At 57.3% G+C, this 17557-nt stretch carries 18 protein-coding genes and 1 pseudogene; 15 read left to right on the plus strand and 4 right to left on the minus strand.

The features are described 5' to 3' along the window. The first annotated feature begins 3 nt into the window (after window positions 1-3). Complete coding sequence (gene folE / locus JZ00_RS05180) at window positions 4-561, plus strand: GTP cyclohydrolase I FolE (protein ID WP_014338777.1); 558 nt, start codon at window positions 4-6, stop codon at window positions 559-561. A gap of 63 nt (window positions 562-624) precedes the next feature. Next, a complete protein-coding gene (locus JZ00_RS05185) occupies window positions 625-1083 on the plus strand; it encodes a MarR family winged helix-turn-helix transcriptional regulator (RefSeq protein WP_039588814.1) in 459 nt (152 codons plus the stop codon). 52 nt (window positions 1084-1135) lie between these two features. Here the strand turns inward: JZ00_RS05185 and JZ00_RS31890 are convergent, their stop codons facing one another. The 3 genes and pseudogenes from JZ00_RS31890 to JZ00_RS05195 form a co-directional block, all read right to left on the minus strand. Further along, complete coding sequence (locus JZ00_RS31890; protein ID WP_404940365.1) at window positions 1136-1981, minus strand: methyl-accepting chemotaxis protein; 846 nt, start codon at window positions 1979-1981, stop codon at window positions 1136-1138. A gap of 18 nt (window positions 1982-1999) precedes the next feature. After that, window positions 2000-2788, minus strand: a pseudogene (locus JZ00_RS31895) (HAMP domain-containing protein); the annotation flags it as partial. A gap of 189 nt (window positions 2789-2977) precedes the next feature. Beyond that, window positions 2978-3994, minus strand: coding sequence for an AraC family transcriptional regulator (locus JZ00_RS05195; protein WP_014338774.1), 1017 nt, complete (start codon window positions 3992-3994; stop codon window positions 2978-2980). Window positions 3995-4121: 127 nt separating this feature from the next. On the opposite strand from JZ00_RS05195, the gene JZ00_RS05200 reads away from it, so the two are divergent. From JZ00_RS05200 to JZ00_RS05260, 12 genes are all read left to right on the plus strand, one after another. Continuing rightward, window positions 4122-5306, plus strand: coding sequence for an acetyl-CoA C-acyltransferase family protein (locus JZ00_RS05200; RefSeq protein WP_039588657.1), 1185 nt, complete (start codon window positions 4122-4124; stop codon window positions 5304-5306). 13 nt (window positions 5307-5319) lie between these two features. Beyond that, window positions 5320-6171: a 3-hydroxybutyryl-CoA dehydrogenase gene (locus tag JZ00_RS05205; RefSeq protein WP_014338772.1), complete on the plus strand. Its 852-nt coding sequence runs from the start codon at window positions 5320-5322 to the stop codon at window positions 6169-6171. Beyond that, window positions 6158-6838 carry a TetR/AcrR family transcriptional regulator gene (locus JZ00_RS05210; RefSeq protein WP_080569988.1) on the plus strand — a complete coding sequence of 227 codons (681 nt, stop codon included), beginning with the start codon at window positions 6158-6160 and terminating at the stop codon, window positions 6836-6838. The genes JZ00_RS05205 and JZ00_RS05210 overlap by 14 nt, the downstream gene beginning before the upstream one ends. Window positions 6839-7415: 577 nt before the next feature. Next, window positions 7416-8165 (plus strand): hypothetical protein, encoded by a 750-nt coding sequence (locus JZ00_RS05215; protein ID WP_039588658.1) that lies wholly within the window; start codon window positions 7416-7418, stop codon window positions 8163-8165. A gap of 112 nt (window positions 8166-8277) precedes the next feature. Continuing rightward, window positions 8278-8505 (plus strand): AlpA family transcriptional regulator, encoded by a 228-nt coding sequence (locus JZ00_RS05220; protein ID WP_034113396.1) that lies wholly within the window; start codon window positions 8278-8280, stop codon window positions 8503-8505. Window positions 8506-8911: 406 nt separating this feature from the next. After that, complete coding sequence (locus tag JZ00_RS05230; protein WP_039588659.1) at window positions 8912-10483, plus strand: ParB family protein; 1572 nt, start codon at window positions 8912-8914, stop codon at window positions 10481-10483. Beyond that, window positions 10480-11028, plus strand: a complete 549-nt coding sequence (locus JZ00_RS05235) for a DUF2857 domain-containing protein (protein WP_039588660.1) — start codon at window positions 10480-10482, stop codon at window positions 11026-11028. Before JZ00_RS05230 ends, JZ00_RS05235 begins: the two co-directional genes overlap by 4 nt. After that, the gene (locus JZ00_RS05240; protein ID WP_039588661.1) at window positions 11025-12212 is read left to right on the plus strand and encodes an STY4528 family pathogenicity island replication protein; all 1188 of its coding nucleotides are present in this window, start codon (window positions 11025-11027) and stop codon (window positions 12210-12212) included. Before JZ00_RS05235 ends, JZ00_RS05240 begins: the two co-directional genes overlap by 4 nt. Before the next feature lie 144 nt (window positions 12213-12356). Then, on the plus strand, window positions 12357-13112 hold the full coding sequence (locus tag JZ00_RS05245) for a PFL_4669 family integrating conjugative element protein (protein ID WP_039588662.1): 756 nt from the start codon (window positions 12357-12359) through the stop codon (window positions 13110-13112). Further along, window positions 13109-13621 (plus strand): DUF3158 family protein, encoded by a 513-nt coding sequence (locus tag JZ00_RS05250; RefSeq protein WP_039588663.1) that lies wholly within the window; start codon window positions 13109-13111, stop codon window positions 13619-13621. Before JZ00_RS05245 ends, JZ00_RS05250 begins: the two co-directional genes overlap by 4 nt. Before the next feature lie 2 nt (window positions 13622-13623). After that, window positions 13624-14094, plus strand: a complete 471-nt coding sequence (locus tag JZ00_RS05255) for a single-stranded DNA-binding protein (RefSeq protein WP_014338763.1) — start codon at window positions 13624-13626, stop codon at window positions 14092-14094. A gap of 223 nt (window positions 14095-14317) precedes the next feature. Then, window positions 14318-16285, plus strand: a complete 1968-nt coding sequence (locus tag JZ00_RS05260; protein ID WP_039588664.1) for a DNA topoisomerase III — start codon at window positions 14318-14320, stop codon at window positions 16283-16285. A gap of 39 nt (window positions 16286-16324) precedes the next feature. Here JZ00_RS05260 and JZ00_RS05265 read toward each other — a convergent pair whose 3' ends face one another. Next, window positions 16325-16582 (minus strand): hypothetical protein, encoded by a 258-nt coding sequence (locus JZ00_RS05265; protein ID WP_039588665.1) that lies wholly within the window; start codon window positions 16580-16582, stop codon window positions 16325-16327. A 209-nt stretch (window positions 16583-16791) separates the two neighbouring features. Between JZ00_RS05265 and JZ00_RS05270 the strand changes: the two genes are divergently transcribed. Further along, entirely contained in the window at window positions 16792-17133 is a 342-nt protein-coding gene (locus JZ00_RS05270; RefSeq protein ID WP_027912505.1) for a helix-turn-helix domain-containing protein, read from the plus strand. Window positions 17134-17557: the final 424 nt, after the last annotated feature.

A 17557-nucleotide genomic window follows, 5' to 3' on the forward strand; every position in this document is an offset into this window, starting at 1 on the left:
CTAATGGACGAAAAGCTGGCGAAAAACTACCGGGAAATACTCCAAGGCGTGGGCGAGGATCCGCAGCGAGAAGGCTTGCTGAATACGCCAGAACGCGCGGCCAAGGCCATGCATTACCTCTGCCATGGCTATCGGCAAACGCTCGAAGAGATCGTCAACGGTGCACTGTTCGAGTCGGACAACGATGAGATGGTCATCGTCCGGAATATCGAACTTTACTCGCTGTGTGAACATCACATGCTGCCGTTTATTGGTAAGGCGCATGTTGCTTACATGCCGACGGGCAAAGTGCTTGGTCTGTCAAAGGTGGCGCGTATTGTCGATATGTTTGCCCGCCGCCTGCAAATTCAGGAAAACCTCACCCGTCAAATTGCCGAAGCTATTGCCCAGATCACCCGTGCCGCCGGCGTGGCGGTGGTAATCGAGGCGAAACACATGTGCATGATGATGCGCGGCGTTGAAAAGCAGAACTCTGTAATGAGCACTTCGGTAATGCTCGGTACTTTTCGCGAGTCGTACAACACGCGCCAGGAGTTCTTGCAGTTGATCCGCAGCCGCTAGGCGATGCACCTGATTCGCCCAGGCATGGCGGCATTCAGTTCAAACATTGACTTGAGGTGCCTAATGACAACTGAATCTACCCTCAGCTTTGTTCTCCATGACGTTGCCCGTTTGATGCGAAAACGTTTCGAGCGATTGACTCGTGCAGCCGGCCTAACGCGCGCTCAATGGCAAGTTCTATCCAAACTGTCCATGCATGAGGGCATTTACCAAAAAGGTCTGGCCGATCTGCTGGAAGTCGAGCCTGTCACTCTGGTACGCCTGCTGGACAAAATGCAGGCGCGCGGTTTGATTGAGCGTCGCAACCACCCCACTGACCGTCGTTTTTTCTTGTTGTTCCTAACCCCGAGTGCCCACCCGCTGCTGCAGTTCATGCGCTCCATTGGCGAGCAGACGCGACTGGAGGCCATGGCAGACTTCTCCCCTCAGGAGTATGACCAATTGCAGCAGTACCTAGAGCGTATGCGTGAACATTTGCTGACGGCTTGCAGCCTGCCCCCGGACGAAGCCACAGCAGGCTAGGTGCAACGGGAATCCACCAAGCACCCATCCGTAGGCGCCCTGGATCGGTCGGTCATATTTCAAAGCGAAAACGTCCTACCGCCAGATTCAGCTCATCGGACAGCTCCCGCAAAGAAACCACGGCTCCGGAGACTTGATGAGTGATCGCATCGCCCTCGCCGGCCATGCGCGCGATGTGCTCGACGTTCGCAGTGATGCCCCGCCCACCCTCGCTCTGCACACTCGCCGCGTCCGCAATCTGGTCCACCCCGCGCGTGGAATCACCGACCAGTTCCGCTGCCTGTTGTAGCGTACTTTCCAACTCAGTCAACAATCGGCCGCTATCATCCAACGCCACCGTGCCGGCGCGCAGGGCTTCGTCGACAACCTCAGACTGACTCTCCAGCTTCACGGTCAGTTCGTTGATCGAATTAGCGGCCGTCGCAGAGCGTTGTGCCAAGTTGCGCACCTCGTCGGCCACCACACTGAAACCGCGTCCGCTCTCTCCTGCCCGCGCCGCCTCGATCGCCGCATTGAGGGCCAACATACTGGTCTGTGCGGAAAGATCCTTGACCTGAGCGATGCTCGTAGTGATCGCCGTCGTGCTCTCGACGAAGTCGCCCACCGAGCCGCGGATCGCTGAGAACGCAAGGCGCACGCTGTCGATCTTCTGAAGCAGTCGTGCCAGTGCCAGGTGTCCATCTTGCGCACCACGCAAACTGGCTTCGGCACAACTGCGCAGGCTCTCTGCATGACGGGAGATTGCTGCAATCCCGTCGCTCATCTGCTCGATGGTCATCGAAACCGCACCCACCGCACCGGCCTGTGCGGTAGAGCTTTCGGCCACCCGAGCAGAGGTTTCCACAAGTTCCTCCGCCGACGCGCCAACCGATGCCGCAACGCCGGCTACCTTGCGCATGGCCTGCTGGAAGCTATCAATGAGCTCGTTGAATGCCTGGGCGGTATGGGCAACCTCATCTCGCCCCATGACCCGCACACGTCGGGTCAGGTCGCCGTCGCGCAAGTCGATCGACGCCTGCTCGATTTCCCGGATGGGCCGGATGATCTGTGAACGCAATAACAGACTGACCACCACAGCCAGTATGCTGGCGACCAGCAATACCACGACCAGCATCTGCGATACCTGTCGTTGCGTGGCACCGGCCTCGGCAAAGGCGCCAGAGGTCAGCTCCGCCTGCAGCCCCAGAAGGCGGCTGAATTGGCCTTGTAGCCCATTGTTATCGGCGCGCGCCCTTCCGAGCAGCGAAGCAGCCTGTATCTGATCGCTCAGGGCGGTGCGCTTGAAATCGGCAAGGCCCTCGCCAACGACCGCGGCCTGTTCCTGCACGGCCTGGTAGAGGGCTTTCTCCTCGTCACCCAGGCGCGTCTCACGGGCTACCTTGTCCAGCCCCACGCGCATATCGTCGACACTGGCCTGCATGTCTTCCAGATAGGACTCAAGGTCTTCAGCAGAAGCTTGCCCGTTGGATTCGAGAATTCGCGCGCCTGCCGCATAAGCGCCGACCATCGCCGCCTGCGAGGCGGCCGAGGTTTCCAATACCTGGCGATACTGCTGAAAGCGCAACTGGTCTATTTCCTCAATCACCGCTTGCTGCTTGGCAAGCCCCCGGTAGGCCAGACCGGAGACAACCAGGAGAGCGAGCATGAATAACCCGGGCAACACGAGGAGTTTGCCGCCGATAGAAAGGCCTTTGAGAAGTGACATGATGGGTACCGTTTTTGTTTTTATAGGGACATGACTGGGCAGGCAACTCTCCCGCCTAATTCTTTATACAGTATTTAATTCTTCTTTCAGAATAAAAATAACTATTTGCCCCCCATCAATGACCGGTTCCAGCGAGCGCGCACGCGCATCGACGCCTCATCACCTCACATGCCGGCCAAGGCGCATGGCTCATTCAGAACGAACCCGAAACCGCGCCCGATATCGCCCCGGACTCTCCCCCGTCCACTTCTTGAACGCCCGATGAAACGCACTCGACTCCTGAAATCCCAACTGCTCGGCAATCTCGCTGATGTTCGCCTTGCTCTGGCGCAACCATTCAAACGCCAGCGCGCGCCGCACTTCATCTTTGATTTCCTGATACGAACAACCTTCACGTCCTAACTTCCGGCGAAACGTGCTGGGACTCAGGTGCTGCTCCAGGGCGAAGGCCTGCAAGGTCGGCCATTCGCTGTAATGGCTGTGGCGCAGGCGTTGATGAACCTGCGACGCCAGCCCATGTTGGTTGCGAAAGCGGATCACCAGCCATTGCGGTGCGGTGCGCAAAAAAACTTTCAGCGAGGCAAGGTCTTGGACTACGGGCAAGCGCAGGTAATGACTGGCGAACTCGATTTCGGTGCGCTCGGCACCAAAGGTCAAGTTGGCTCCCCAAAGCAACGCATCATCACGCAACGACAAGCGCTGATGACGAAAGTCTGCCCGATCGATAGGAATGCGTCGCCCGCCCAGCCAGCACAGCAGACTGATCATCAACACCAGGAACGTTTCTTCTCCCAACCGGCTGACCTCACTGTCCTGCGAACCGCTCTGCAAGCTGATCACCGCACGTTTGCCACGCACAGTTAGCGTGCCGCGATAATCACCTAGGAACAGGGCAAAATTGGCCAGGCACTGACGCATGGCTTTCTCCAACGTCGGCTCCTGAATCAATGCCCTACATATCAAGGCAAAACTGCCCGGCGGCATGCCATGGGCGTCCAATTGAAAAAACTCGTCGTTCAGCTCACGAATCTGCACCAGCCACAACGCGGCGAAGGCCTTGGCCGGTACCCGTGCTGTCGGTTGACCCAGCAATGCCGGATCGATGCCCACCTGTTCCAGTATTGAACGCAGACGCTGCGGTTTCTCACGCAGCGCATGGATCATGGGGAACATGAAGTAAGCCGCCACCGAATCCGTTTCCCGCATTTGAATGCCTCTCTCACATCTGAATATGGCAAAAAACGCCATCACCCTTGAACAGTTCTGGCATAGGCCAGTGGCGCTGCTGATTCTAAACTCGTGTCCAACATAAAAGACCTGCTTAGAGGGCAACATGAAGCATTCCGATATTTTTGTCGTGAGCGCCGTCCGTTCTGCCATTGGCAGCTTTGGCGGCTCGCTCAAGGACGTGCCGCCTATTGACTTGGCAACCGAGGTTTCCCGCGCCGCTATCGAACGGTCAGGCCTGGCGCCCGAACACATCGGCCATGCGGTGATGGGACATGTGATCCCGACCGAGGCACGTGATGCCTACATCTCTCGGGCTGTCGCAATGAATGCCGGCCTGACGAAAGAAACCCCCGCCTTCAACGTCAACCGCCTTTGCGGTTCGGGTCTCCAGGCCATTGTCAGTGCCGCGCAAAGCTTGATGCTCGGAGACGCGGGTGCTGCGCTGGCCGGTGGCGTCGAGTCCATGAGCCGGGGGGCGTATTTGTTGCCGCAGGCGCGCTGGGGGGCACGAATGGGCAACGTGCTGGCCGTCGACTATATGCTTGGGGTATTACAGGACCCATTTGCCGGTTTCCATATGGGTATCACTGCTGAAAATATCGCCGAGCACTATGGCATCACGCGTCAGACCCAGGATGAACTGGCGCTTCTGAGCCAGCAGCGGGCTGCCCGGGCGATTGCCGAAGGGCGTTTTTCCGGGCAAATCGTGCCGATCGAAGTCGCGACCCGCAAAGGGCCTGTTTCGTTTGCGACGGATGAGCACGTACGGGCCGAGGTCGACGCCGAGCAATTGAGTCGCATGAAGCCGGCCTTCAAGAAGGATGGCAGCGTCACCGCTGGCAACGCGTCTGGCCTCAATGATGGTGCCGGCGCACTGATCCTGGCCACGGGCCAGACTGTTCACGAACAAGGCCTCAAGCCCCTGGCGCGACTGGTAGGTTATGCCCACGCCGGCGTTGAACCTTCGATGATGGGGTTGGGACCGATTCCCGCCACCCGCCTGGTGCTCGAACGTGCCGGCCTGAGCGTCGCCGACCTCGATGTAATCGAGGCCAACGAAGCCTTTGCCGCCCAGGCCTGTGCCGTAGCGCAAGAACTGGGCTTCGATCCGCAGAAGGTCAACCCCAACGGGTCGGGCATCTCGCTGGGCCATCCTGTGGGCGCCACTGGCGCGATCATTGCCACCAAAGCCATTCACGAACTGCATCGCTGTCAAGGCCGTTATGCCCTGGCGACCATGTGTATTGGCGGCGGCCAAGGCATCGCCGTGTTGTTCGAACGGGTTTGATAAGGAAATACGCATGACTCTTCAGAATATAGGCGTCATCGGCGCCGGCACCATGGGCAATGGCATCGCGCAGGTCTGCGCCCTGGCTGGTTTCAATGTGACCTTGATTGACATATCCGAGGGTGCCTTGCAAAAGGCAGTCGCAACCGTCAATAAAAACCTTGATCGACAGGTTTCCAAAAACACCCTGACACATGAGCAAAAGCTCGCGGCTCTCGACAGGATACGCACCAGTACTGAATACCACAGCCTGCAAAACGCGCAACTGGTGATCGAGGCCGCCACCGAAAACCTCGACCTGAAACTGCGCGTGCTACAACAAATCGCCGCGCAGGTCAGCGCCGAATGTGTAATCGCCTCCAATACCTCATCGCTGTCCATTACCCAATTAGCTGCCAGTGTGAGCCGGCCTGAACGCTTCATCGGCCTGCACTTTTTTAACCCAGTGCCGGTAATGGGCCTGATCGAAGTGATACGCGGTCTGCAAACCAGCGATGCTACCCGTGCCCTGGCGCTGGAAATGGCATCCACGCTCGGCAAGACCGCGATCACCGCTGCCAACCGTCCGGGTTTCGTGGTCAACCGGATCCTGGTGCCAATGATCAATGAAGCAATCCTGGTGCTTCAGGAAGGCTTGGCCAGCGCCGAAGATATCGACGTGGGCATGCGCCTGGGCTGCAACCAGCCAATCGGCCCGCTGGCGCTGGCGGACCTGATCGGCCTGGATACCCTACTCGCTATCCTTGAAGCGTTCTACGATGGTTTCAACGACAGCAAATACCGCCCCGCGCCACTGCTCAAGGAGATGGTTGCCGCCGGTTACCTGGGACGCAAAACAGGGCGTGGCTTCCATGCCTATGCCTGAGCGTTGCTCGCGCTTCGCCGAGTATCGGGACAAGGTGCTGGAGCTTTTTGCCAGCAAAGGGTTCGGTCAGGTCGGCATGCGAGAGCTTGCCACGTGCCTGGGGCTGTCCCCAGGCTCGCTGTATCACCACTACCCCAGCAAACAACACTTGCTGCTCGACCTGATCGAAGAATTTTACGAAGAGCTGCTGGCAACCCTGGCGCGCATCAAGCAAACGGCTACGACAAAACGCGACAGGCTCAAGCCATTGATCCGCGCCCACCAGGATCTACATCGGGAGATGCCTTGGCATTTTCGCCTGGTGGAGCGTGACAGCGGTTGTTTGAATGAAGAACAGCAAGAACGGGTCCGACAACTTCGCGAACAGTACGAACGCCAACTGCTAATGATGCTCGGTGTCCGCTCCCGACTCAGTGAACAGGGCCGAGCCGTCGGTCATGCCATTGCCACGCTGCTTAACAGCGCGCCCGGTTGGCTGACGCACTATTCGCTGGAGGAACGAGAGCACGATAGTCTGATAGAAAACCTGGTGAGTGGCGCCATCGAGAGGTCGCTGGCATCTGGCAATAAGCCTGGCCTTGGTTTCAAAAAACACCCCCAGGAAACTCATACCCCCGCCGCAGTCCAGAAAACTTATTCGGAGCTCCACTGCAGGAAGACATCGTAGCAGAGGGCAGTTGTTGGGAGCAGGCGCGGCTCCTGTGAACACTGCCCTAGTCTGCACTCGTTTCAAAAACTCCCCTCGATACTAGCAGGCGCAGATCCCCGATGCCCCCTCTCCCAAACATGTGAATCAATTGATCGGCGTAACGAACCGATATTTGAATCCGAACGGCTCGCGCCGCGGAAACGCCTAGCGAAACACTTTTGCTACTTACAGTGGGGTGGTTATGCCCGCAAATCTGCTAAAAGAACAACCGAACGTTGCGTACCGAGCTATGGGCGAAGACTATATTCATCGAACGTATGTAGCTCAACGCTGCAAGAAAGCCAACTGGCTATGATCAGGTAACAAACGCATCAATCGTTACCAACATCAATAGTTGAAATTCTTACTATTTTTTTCTCATGCCCCCATGATGGTCCGAACACTACAATAGTGGCCAGGAACGGACCGTACGTACCTGGGGATAGTATAAAGTTTTTAATCTATTGACACCGGGGCTGGACGAAAGAAAAATGATGGATTCGACGTATAATTTATTCTAGGAGTCCATGATTTACAGGAATAGGAGGTTCCTTCGGTGTACATATCTCAAAGCTGTAACCCACTGGCACAGGTATTCTATCGCCCCATCGATGCAGCAATACGTTGGTGCAACTTAATGGCCTACGAGACGCAGATTCTCGAGGTAGCCTGGCGATCACCTACCATGCTCAGGTCTGCCTTCCCACAATGGCCATGTCTGTACGCAAACACTGAGAAAATTTTCGATGCTATTCGTCATGGAGAACTTCCCTACGGCTGCCTCGGCATACAGGTAACCATTGGGACTCGCGTCGAGTGCACTCAAGTAACCATCCGCCACACTGATCTTAAACTTTGGATGTCTCGCTTTCACCCTGAACAAAAGCCAGCTTTCCTTTTCGATCAACCATTGAACCAGAACGGAACAATCAGCATTGGTACCTACTTGGCTCTACAAGCCGATCGTGATGCTTTGCAACTACAGGTGAGGAGTACAGAAACAGCTTATCAACAACTGTTGAGTGAACTTGAAGCTGTCGGTTTGGAAAAGGAGAACATCGAGCATCTCATCAAAATTAACGGCAAAGTAAGCGACCGAAGTGAGGCCACTTACCTCCACATCATCGGAGCGATGCTCAGTCTACTGCTCGGTCACTCTCCCTCAGGAAAACCTCATTCAGTTTTCCGTTCCCAAGCCGCCATTGTCGACGCACTGACCGCCCATTATGACAAGCTGCCAGGCATATCCAAGCGAAATCTGGATGAGAAATTTGCTGCTGCCAAACGCAGCCTCTCGGAGCGCTAGGGCAGATTGCGCTGCAATCGCTGTAGTTGCAGCGCAATGACGCCAACCCGTTTCAACGATTCAATTCAGGTCACGTCTTATCACGCGCCAATCGACGCCAGGAGTGACCATTATGTCCAGCCAGTCCTTCCCCATCGCTAAGCATCAACCACAAGTCGAACGCCATATTATGCGGCGTGAAGAGGTGGAGCAAAAAACCGGCTTCAAGCGCGCGCACATTTACAGCTTGATGAAGGAGGGCAAATTCCCACAAGCCAAGCGCATTGGATTGCGTGCTGTGGGATGGGACTCAATGGAGATCGAGCGATGGGTCACCGATCGCTTGGCGCAGCAGCGCTGATGTTACGCGCGAGGTGTCGGTGGCTTCCACTAAAGGTGGAACAGGTAAACCCACGGTTGCCGTCAACCTCGATAGCCACGTGTGAGGAGGCTCAATGAAACGAATTACCAAGCGGGTGTTTCTCGCCCGGCCATATTGTTTGACCGGCCTCGACGCCAATAGCATTGGCAAGGATCTCTTCGATGTTAGATAAACTACCCATCGTCGTTCAGCCATCCGATTGGCTGCCCCCTCCGCCGTCCGAAGAGTATTGCACCGTGGTATTTCACCTGCAGGGCGGACGCTCTACCATGGGATCGTTCCTAACAGAACTTTCCAGTCACTTCGAAGATGCGCGGACTCTCAAGATCGTCAAATTCGAGGTCGGTGACCATTTGCGCAACCGGCGCTAACTGAGACTATTCAAATGAAGAAGCTCAGTCAGGAGGAGGTCGCCGACAAACTGCACCAGAACCATTTTCCTCGAGGTCCAGAACTGGAGCGACTCTCCGATCCGGTCGTCGACACTCCCATGCTGGTCACACTGGAGCAGTTACGACCCTACGAACACAACCCACGCTTCATCCGTAATCCGCTTTTTGACGATATTAAAGCCTCCATCCGTGAACGCGGGCTGGATCAACCACCGCCGATTACCCGCCGCCCGGGTGGGACCTATTTCATTATCCGCAACGGCGGTAATACGCGGTTGGCAATTCTCGGCGAGCTGTGGCAGGAAACCCGCGACGAGCGCTTCTTTCGCATTCATTGTCTGTTTCGGCCTTGGAGCAATGAAGTCACCACCCTGCTCGGCCATCTGGCCGAAAGCGATCTGCACGGTCAACTCACCTTCATCGAACGGGCTCTGGCGGTGGCCAAACTCAAAACCATGATCGAATCAGACGGAGCGACACTCTCGCAACGTGAGCTGGGGCGACGTATTGCCGCTGGGGGTTACCCAATTTCACAGTCGCACATCAGCCGGATGCTCGACACCCTCGAACATCTCCTGCCCGCCATTCCACAGACCCTGTATGCCGGATTGGGTAAACCCAAAATTGAACGCTTGATCGCTCTGCGTAGCCAGGCTGAACGAACCTGGAATCGTTACCCAACCGACATCATTTCGTTCCCCGAGTTTTGGCTCGACACCTTGGGGCAATTTGATGCCGATCCCGAATCTTTCCACCTTGAGCAAATCAAGGATGAACTGCTCGAACGCATGAGCCGCCTACTCGGCCAGTCCTACCGCATGTTGGCCTTGGAGTTGAGCTCCACACAACGGCCTGGCGTTGTCAGCACTTCCTTAGAGAACAGCCATCTGCCAAGCATTGATGAAGCCGCAGCAGGACCTCCCTCCTCCGAGTCCCGCCCCCCATCAACTGAAACCGGAACCCGGGCCGAAACAGCGCCAGAGGAGCAGCTCACGCTGCCCGAAACGAATGTCGCATCAGCAGTCAGCCCTCGGTCACGTGTCCAACAAATTCGCGAACAGATTGAACGCGACACTGCCCCCGAACCAGCACCGACCGTCGAAACCTGCATGATCGACGACCTCTGGATCATCGCACCAACACTGGATACCCCCGAGCAGCTGCGTTTAGCCATTGCTGGGCTGGCTCGGGAACTGGCGACCTATGCCGGGTATCCCGAGAGCGTCAGCGATCAGCAGCGCGACTTGGGCTTCGCCCTGAACATCGACCAACTTGATCTTGCAGCGCCCCGCGCGACCGGCGTTCACCTATTGCTCCTGGCCCTGCTGCGCGCTCAAGACAAAGTGAACTGGGAAGATCGTAAGCAATTGCCCTCAGCCTTGTTCGGACAACTGCTATTGGGGGTCTATCAACTCCCGCTGACAGATCGTCCCGCCATGGACGTAGGACTGGAGCGACTGCCCGACAGTCTGTTAATCAAACTGTATCGTCTCATTCGCTTAGCCCGGCGCCTGATCGACTTATCGCTTTCCGCTGAAGTCGATTCACCAAGGGAGGAGCCATGAACCTGTCCTTCAACGTGCTCAACCAGGCCATGCTGACTCAGGTCCTTCACGAGTTGCGCCTGGGTAACCTGCAACGCTGCAAAGCACTCGGGCTGGGTGAGGAGGACATTTACTTATTGCAATCCTTACCGCCTACCACGCTGTCACGCCTAGCCCACGCCACCGTCCCCTGGGTTGAGATCAAAATTGATTCGCCGGTGCTACATCGCTTGATCGACCAGGCCGAACGCGACGAACAGAACGAGCGCCTGATCAACCGAGCGCTCAAGCTCGGTGCCAGCAGTACCATCATGTATCAGTGCTTCGGCTTGGCGCATTCGGAGACCGCCCTGCGCCGACGGCTGCTCAAGATAGAACCCCGTAAGGGCCGGCCCCAGAGCTTGAGCGAAGCGCAGGAACATGCGCTCTGGCAGCGTTGGTGCCAGCTACGCGCTGAGGACGATGCTGAGGATCAGCTCGACGCCATGATGATGTTGGCGGAGGAGCAACAAATCAGCTTGACCATCGTTTGGCAGCAGATCGACCATTACAGCAACGGAACATGAACACTACCCCTTCCAGTCGCTGGCAACGTGTTCTGCAGCAATGCACCCAACAACTAAGTGAACGTTGGCCCGCACGCCCCACCACTGAACATCCTTCCAACCAGGCCCTGCAGGCGGGCTTTTTGTTCAGTGGCCAATCTAACGAAGTCGTGCCACGTCGACTGCTGCTGGATAGTCGGCTAACGCCATTGGAACGGAATGCCTGGCAAGTATTTCGACTCATGCTGCAAGACCAGGGAGTGGTCACGCCGCGCTATGAAGATCTGCAACCTTACTTGTCGAGCGTGCCCTACGGTGCGTCAGCCTCTCGTGAAACCATCGCTCGCGTTTTGACGATGCTCCGGCTGACCCGCTGGCTCAGCTTGGTAAGTCGTGGCCGCGATCAGCTCAGCGGGCGCCTACAAGGTTCTCTATACGTCCTGCACGATGAACCGTTAACCCCCGCCGAAGCCATGGAGGTGGATCAGGATTACCTGGAGCTAGTCGGACACGCCCTCGATCATGCAACCAAGGCTGTGCGAATTGTCGCTCGGCATGTTTTGGAAGAAATTCGTCAGGACACCGATATCGATTTGGGTCGGCTCCCCACCCGACTCGACAGTTGGGGCGACCATTGGACAAAACAAGGATTGGATCAGACGACCGATGAAGCGTTACACGATTCCGAACGGGGTGGCGATCACCGCGTTCGGAATCATGCGGGACCTCGTTCGGATTCCGAGCCGGGTCTGAACGCCCATGTTTCCGGCACCGTTCGGAATGCGAATGCCGCCTGTACTGTATTAAAAGAAAGTATATGTACTGTACCGCGCGCGACCCCAGCAGTGGATAACCTGCACTGGCCTGATCCGCTGCACCTGAGTCCGAGCGAGCGGCAGGCCGTCACCGTGACGCTGAACAAGCTAAAACCAGCGGATCGGCAGGCGGTGCTCAACGAAGCGGCCGCGCGGTGTGCGGCAGGTAGCGTCCGCAAACCGTCGGCGTATCTGATGGGCCTGATCCAGCGGGCGCTGAAAGGCGATTTCCGCCCTTGGGCAGGTCAGGCTGAATCGTTACCCATTGCGGAACCGCCACCAGTCCCTTCACGCCGACCGAGAAAACAGGGCGAACCAGTCTCTGCCATGGCCCAAGCGTGCCTGAATGAGTTGCGCCAGCTGCGCGGTAAACGCCCTGGACGTCAGTAGATTTGATGCCACTGGCATCACTGTCGCGCGTGTCGAAAATTAACCGTCTCGAACCAAACCGAACACACCGCATTCAGCTTTTCGGCTGTCCTTGACCTTCATCTGTCGCAACGTTCCCGTCCAAGCCTATGCGAGGACGACACCGTGGCCGATCACTATCAGCTCAACCTGGGCTCATTGCGCAGCAGCATCACGCTAACCCTACACACCCATCACGCCGCCCGGATCTGGCAAGGTCGGACCGCACGTGAAGGTGTCCACTCGATCATGGGCATGGCCGGCTACATCAGTGTCACCAACCTGATGAAACAAACTGCGGCCCAGGACGATCCTTATGCCGATTGGGCCATCGTGCAGCTCGAAGAAAAATTGATGCAGGCCAAAGCTGGGATGCTGGAACTGACCCAGCAGTTGGACCGGATCAAGCAGGACCTGCCGACGCAGATCGACATGGGGGACAACCTCAACATCCATCCCGTCACCTTACCCTTATACATCGGCAGCCAACTGGGATTTCTCGCCGTCTACCTGCTGACTGACTACGACACGCTGGTGCGCCACACCCTGTTGGCCCATCACACCGCCTTGATTGGTCGCCGAGACATGGAAGCCTGGATCGACGATGGTGCCCATTTGCTGCGCAGCCTGTTCGGTCAGGCGCAGCGCTATCGGCATGCTGGCGTCACCCGTGACGACATGGCGGCGAACAACGCTCGTGCTCTGGCGGCCATGGAGAAGTTTGGATTACCCCCTATGGACATCCTTGAGGGGCATCGCCGCTCCCAGTTCGCGCCACCGATCATTCGTCGTAGCGCTGTGGCGGTGGATGACGCGGACGCGTTGGCGGAGAACGCGGCAGAGCCATCTGCGACAGTCGATGAGCCGGAGGACGAAGCATGAAGCCCTTTATCTCGACTCAGCCAATCCCCCTCGAAACACTCACACCGGATGCCTATCGACAGCTCGAACATTCTGCCTCCCTAAAAAGCCTTTTAAAACCTTTTAAGGGTAAGGGGGAGCTGGAATACCTGGCGCAGGTGGCGAGGGAAACCGAGGCGCAGTTACGTCGTCTGATGGAGGCTGTGGTGCAGCAAGCCGGACAACCGCCTTACTCGTTGCTGGATATTCGATTGGTGCTGCAGAACACCAGTGCGGGCAGCACCTTTTTGCGATGGCGCACCCGCGACTTTGCCCGCATGGGCGTTGCGGCCTGGGAACGCCAGGTCTCCAACAAGGCTTTGCCCCAAGCCGTACGCGAGGGATTGCACCGTTTCGAATGCGAGCGCATTGCACTGAACTTGCAGATGAGCGTGGTGCATTCGCTCTACCGTCAGGCTTCAACCTGCACGATCAAAATGGCGAGCGCCGAACGGCTGCTGCGCCAATTCACACCAGCAGCGGAGATATAACAATGAGTACCTTTTTCGTCGGCGAAGGCAACATCGGCAGTGCGCCAGAGTTCCAGGAGTTCCCGTCAGGCAATGACGAGCCACGGCGCTTGCTGCGCCTGAATGTGTACTTCGACAACCCCGTGCCACGCGATGGCAGCTATGAGGATCGAGGCGGCTATTGGGCGCCGGTCGAGCTCTGGCACCGCGAGGCTGAACACTGGAGCACGCTGTACCAGAAAGGCATGCGCGTGTTGGTAGAGGGCCGCACCGTGCGCGATGAGTGGGAGGACAGTGAAGACAATGCCCGGGTCACCTTCAAGATCGAGGCGCGTCGTGTCGGCATCCTGCCTCATCGCGTGCAGAACGTGGTCATGCGGGAGCGCTCAAGTGAATCAGCCTCGTCTGCGGCTCCCGTCGGGCAGGCTACAGACCAGGCCAGCTCGCCTGCGTCGAAGTCCAAAAAGCGCAGAGGGCAGCCACCATCGGCATGACGGACTTGAGGCATAAAAATTCCGCCTTTGCGTGAAGTCCCCCGGGCTGTCATTACTCGCTGCTCGTGAAGCACTGTCGTCCATGTGACTACAAGGTAGCCGCCTCGCCCCCATTCAAGGTTGCCCTCACCGACTAATATGAGGAACCTGCCATTCAGGTTTCTCATAGCTTGCCACTGCTGTTTCCAACAACGCTGCTCCGAACTCAACCCGGAGCAGTTCTATGCGTCTCTTTCTCTGCGAGAAACCCTCCCAAGGTCGTGACATCGCCAAGGTTCTCGGAGCCAGCCGACGTGGCGATGGTTGCTTGATCGGACGCGAGACAACCGTCACCTGGTGTATCGGTCACCTGCTGGAAACGGCCCCACCTGAAGCCTATGGCGATCAGTACAAAACCTGGTCGCTGGATCATCTACCGATTATTCCCGCGCAGTGGAGGGTTGAGGTCAAACCCAAGACTGTCGCGCAGTTCAAAATCATCAAACACCTGCTCAGCGAAGCTACCACCGTCGTCATCGCCACCGACGCCGATCGCGAAGGTGAAATGATTGCCCGCGAGTTACTAGAGCTCTGCAACTATCGTGGTTCTGTTGAGCGCCTCTGGTTGTCCGCACTCAACGAGGCGTCGATTCGCAAAGCACTGTCCTCGCTGAAGTCTAGTCAGGAGACCTTCCCGCTCTATCACTCAGCCCTCGCCCGCAGCCGCGCCGATTGGCTGATTGGTATGAACCTCAGTCGTTTGTTTACCCTCCTAGGACGGCGGGCGGGCTATGGCGCCGTGCTGTCGGTTGGACGCGTCCAAACGCCCACTTTGCGCTTGGTGGTTGAACGAGACCGCGCGATTGCCAGCTTCGTCCCGGTGCCGTACTGGGTGGTGGATGTGCACCTGTCTTCAATGGGGCAACCCTTCATCGCGTCGTGGATACCGCCAAGCTCAGGACGTGACGAAGCCGGTCGCTGCCTGCAGCAGGCGCTCGCCAGTCAGACCGTCCAAGCGCTTTCTCGCAGCAAGACCGCCACCGTAGTCTCGCTGCAGACTGAGCATTTGCGCGAAGCACCACCCCTGCCCTTCGACCTGAGCACACTGCAAGAATTCTGTTCGCGCAAGTTGGGACTCGGCGCTCAGGAAACCCTGAACATCGCCCAAGCCTTATATGAAACCCACAAAGCCACCAGCTATCCGCGCAGCGATTGCCGCTATTTGCCAGAGAGCATGTTCAACGAGGTCGCCGCGGTATTCGATGCCCTGCTCAGAATGGATCCCGCGTTACGCCCAGCGCTCGGAAGCGTTGATCGATCATTGCGCTCACGAGCATGGAACGATGGCAAGGTCACTGCGCACCACGCCATTATCCCCACCACCGAGCCGGCGAACCTTGGGCGGATGTCTGAACAAGAGCGCCAAGTCTACGAACTGATTCGTAGCCACTACCTCGCGCAATTCCTGCCGCCTCACGAGTTTGATCGAACCGAGGTCGAACTGGAGTGCGGCGCCGAGCGTTTGACTGCTGTTGGCAAACGGATCCTCGTCCAAGGCTGGAAAGGCTTACTCTCCGACAACGCCGAAGACGATGAACCCGGTCAAAAGGCCCAGGTATTGCCTGCCCTACAACAGGGTATGCAGTGCGCAGTGGACGACGTCGAACTCAAGTCCATGCGCACCGCTGCGCCCAAACCGCTCACCGAGGGCGATCTGATCAAGGCGATGAAAAACGTCGCCAAGCTGGTCAACGACCCGCGCCTGAAACAGAAACTTCGGGATACCACCGGTATCGGCACCGAAGCCACGCGAGCCGGCATTATCAAGGGATTGATTGATCGCGGTTATTTGTTGAAGAAGAAACGAGCCTTGATGGCCTCCGCAGCGGCCCATACGCTGATCGAGGCGGTGCCCGCTGCCGTCGCGGATCCGGGTATGACAGCGATCTGGGAGCAAGCTCTGGATGAAATCGAAGCGGGACGTCTGACCTTGGATGCATTCGTTGCCAAGCAGGCGCACTGGATTACGCAGTTGATCGCAAACAGCGGAGCACTCACCTTGTCGGTACCGGTCGAAGCCGGGCCTGTCTGCCCCATTTGCAAGGCCTCAATGCTCCGGCGGAAGGGAAAATCAGGGCCGTTCTGGTCATGCTCCCACTACCCAGACTGCAAAGGCACTGCGCCGATCAGTAAAGGTATACGTCGTCCATGAGGCACCATTTGGCGCTCACATGAACCTCGGGTGAGGTCGTCAGTGCATCATCGACGGCGCCTGATCCTTCTCCAAATCGTCTAGCGGTTGTCCAATTTCACGGGCCAAGGCGATGCCTGTCGCGATCCATATCTGCCCCAGTTCGTTGAACGCTTTCAGGTGAGCAGGATCTTCGTTGAGCCAATGAACAAGGCTGTCGAGGTGTGCGGGGTTATCAGGGCAATCATGGATCTTGATGAACAGCTCCAGTGTTCGATCCCAGATCAAGTCCATGTCGTTCTCGCGCTGCTCATCCATGCTCAACCTTTCCTCCATTTGGTCCTATCAGACCGCTCAGTCTTACTGGTCACTACGGGCTCTGATTCCTGAAGGAACACATGTCACGTCGCGACAAACAGGTATTTCAGTCAATATAACAACCCTATAAGTCGATACACAACCGTTAAGGATGTTCATGTCAACGGGTCTTTGCTCAACCATTCGGGTTGAATTGGAGAACTCATCACTTGGCACATAAACATCCAACCCAAGCCCAAATTGGGCGCATGATCGCGAAGCACCGCACTCAGCGTAATCTGACCCAGGAAGAGGTGGCTGAACGCCTGGGGATCGGCAGCGAAGCCATTTCGCGCCTTGAGCGGGGTGTGGTGGAGCTTTCCGTGGTCAAGCTGATGCAACTGGCGGACATCTTCGACTGCCGGATGGATGAACTGCTGACGGAGTCGAGCAGTCGCCCCAACGACCAGGGCCAGATGATCGCGGGCCTGCTGAGCGGCCTTCAAGAAAGCGACCGTGCGTTTATCCTGACCACCGTCGAACAGCTGGCCGCTCATCTCAGTAGCAAATAACCGCTTCGCCCACTGGCTTGACGGCGTCACACCCACTCTGCTGTAGTGCCTCAGGATCATCGCTACGGCGACCCAAGACCGATTCGCTCCGGGTAGCTCGGTCGGACTCCCTGAGTTCGGAGCCTTCTCTTCTGCGGAATTTCATTCCCGCTTTGTGCTCGACCGGATCAATGTGGCGGATGACCGCTGTTGCCTCTGCCAGGCATCAGCGGTCATCCGCTACGGCGATCGCATTCAGTCCCGGTGCCCGCCGGGGGAATACTGGGCACCCTTTGTGCGCGGATGCGTGCCAGCGTGTTCCGACCCAGGCCACGATAAGGGTCGGTTGGCGAATCGAGATGCAGTTTAAGCAAGTTTTGCGAGGAGCTTCTCGACTGCAAAGTTCGCCAAAGGTGGTTTTTCTCTTCCTCGCCTGGCACCCCAC

It is taken from the genome of Pseudomonas frederiksbergensis (assembly GCF_000802155.2).
Classification (GTDB): Bacteria; Pseudomonadota; Gammaproteobacteria; order Pseudomonadales; family Pseudomonadaceae; genus Aquipseudomonas; species Aquipseudomonas frederiksbergensis_A.

Coding starts and splice junctions, on each gene's coding strand:
- folE (WP_014338777.1), top strand. CDS start 4: ATGGACGAAAAGCTGGCGAAAAACTACCGGGAAATACTCCAAGGCGTG.
- JZ00_RS05185 (WP_039588814.1), top strand. CDS start 625: ATGACAACTGAATCTACCCTCAGCTTTGTTCTCCATGACGTTGCCCGT.
- JZ00_RS31890 (WP_404940365.1), bottom strand. CDS start 1,981: ATGCGCAAGGTAGCCGGCGTTGCGGCATCGGTTGGCGCGTCGGCGGAG.
- JZ00_RS05195 (WP_014338774.1), bottom strand. CDS start 3,994: ATGCGGGAAACGGATTCGGTGGCGGCTTACTTCATGTTCCCCATGATC.
- JZ00_RS05200 (WP_039588657.1), top strand. CDS start 4,122: ATGAAGCATTCCGATATTTTTGTCGTGAGCGCCGTCCGTTCTGCCATT.
- JZ00_RS05205 (WP_014338772.1), top strand. CDS start 5,320: ATGACTCTTCAGAATATAGGCGTCATCGGCGCCGGCACCATGGGCAAT.
- JZ00_RS05210 (WP_080569988.1), top strand. CDS start 6,158: ATGCCTATGCCTGAGCGTTGCTCGCGCTTCGCCGAGTATCGGGACAAG.
- JZ00_RS05220 (WP_034113396.1), top strand. CDS start 8,278: ATGTCCAGCCAGTCCTTCCCCATCGCTAAGCATCAACCACAAGTCGAA.
- JZ00_RS05230 (WP_039588659.1), top strand. CDS start 8,912: ATGAAGAAGCTCAGTCAGGAGGAGGTCGCCGACAAACTGCACCAGAAC.
- JZ00_RS05235 (WP_039588660.1), top strand. CDS start 10,480: ATGAACCTGTCCTTCAACGTGCTCAACCAGGCCATGCTGACTCAGGTC.
- JZ00_RS05240 (WP_039588661.1), top strand. CDS start 11,025: ATGAACACTACCCCTTCCAGTCGCTGGCAACGTGTTCTGCAGCAATGC.
- JZ00_RS05250 (WP_039588663.1), top strand. CDS start 13,109: ATGAAGCCCTTTATCTCGACTCAGCCAATCCCCCTCGAAACACTCACA.
- JZ00_RS05255 (WP_014338763.1), top strand. CDS start 13,624: ATGAGTACCTTTTTCGTCGGCGAAGGCAACATCGGCAGTGCGCCAGAG.
- JZ00_RS05260 (WP_039588664.1), top strand. CDS start 14,318: ATGCGTCTCTTTCTCTGCGAGAAACCCTCCCAAGGTCGTGACATCGCC.
- JZ00_RS05265 (WP_039588665.1), bottom strand. CDS start 16,582: ATGGATGAGCAGCGCGAGAACGACATGGACTTGATCTGGGATCGAACA.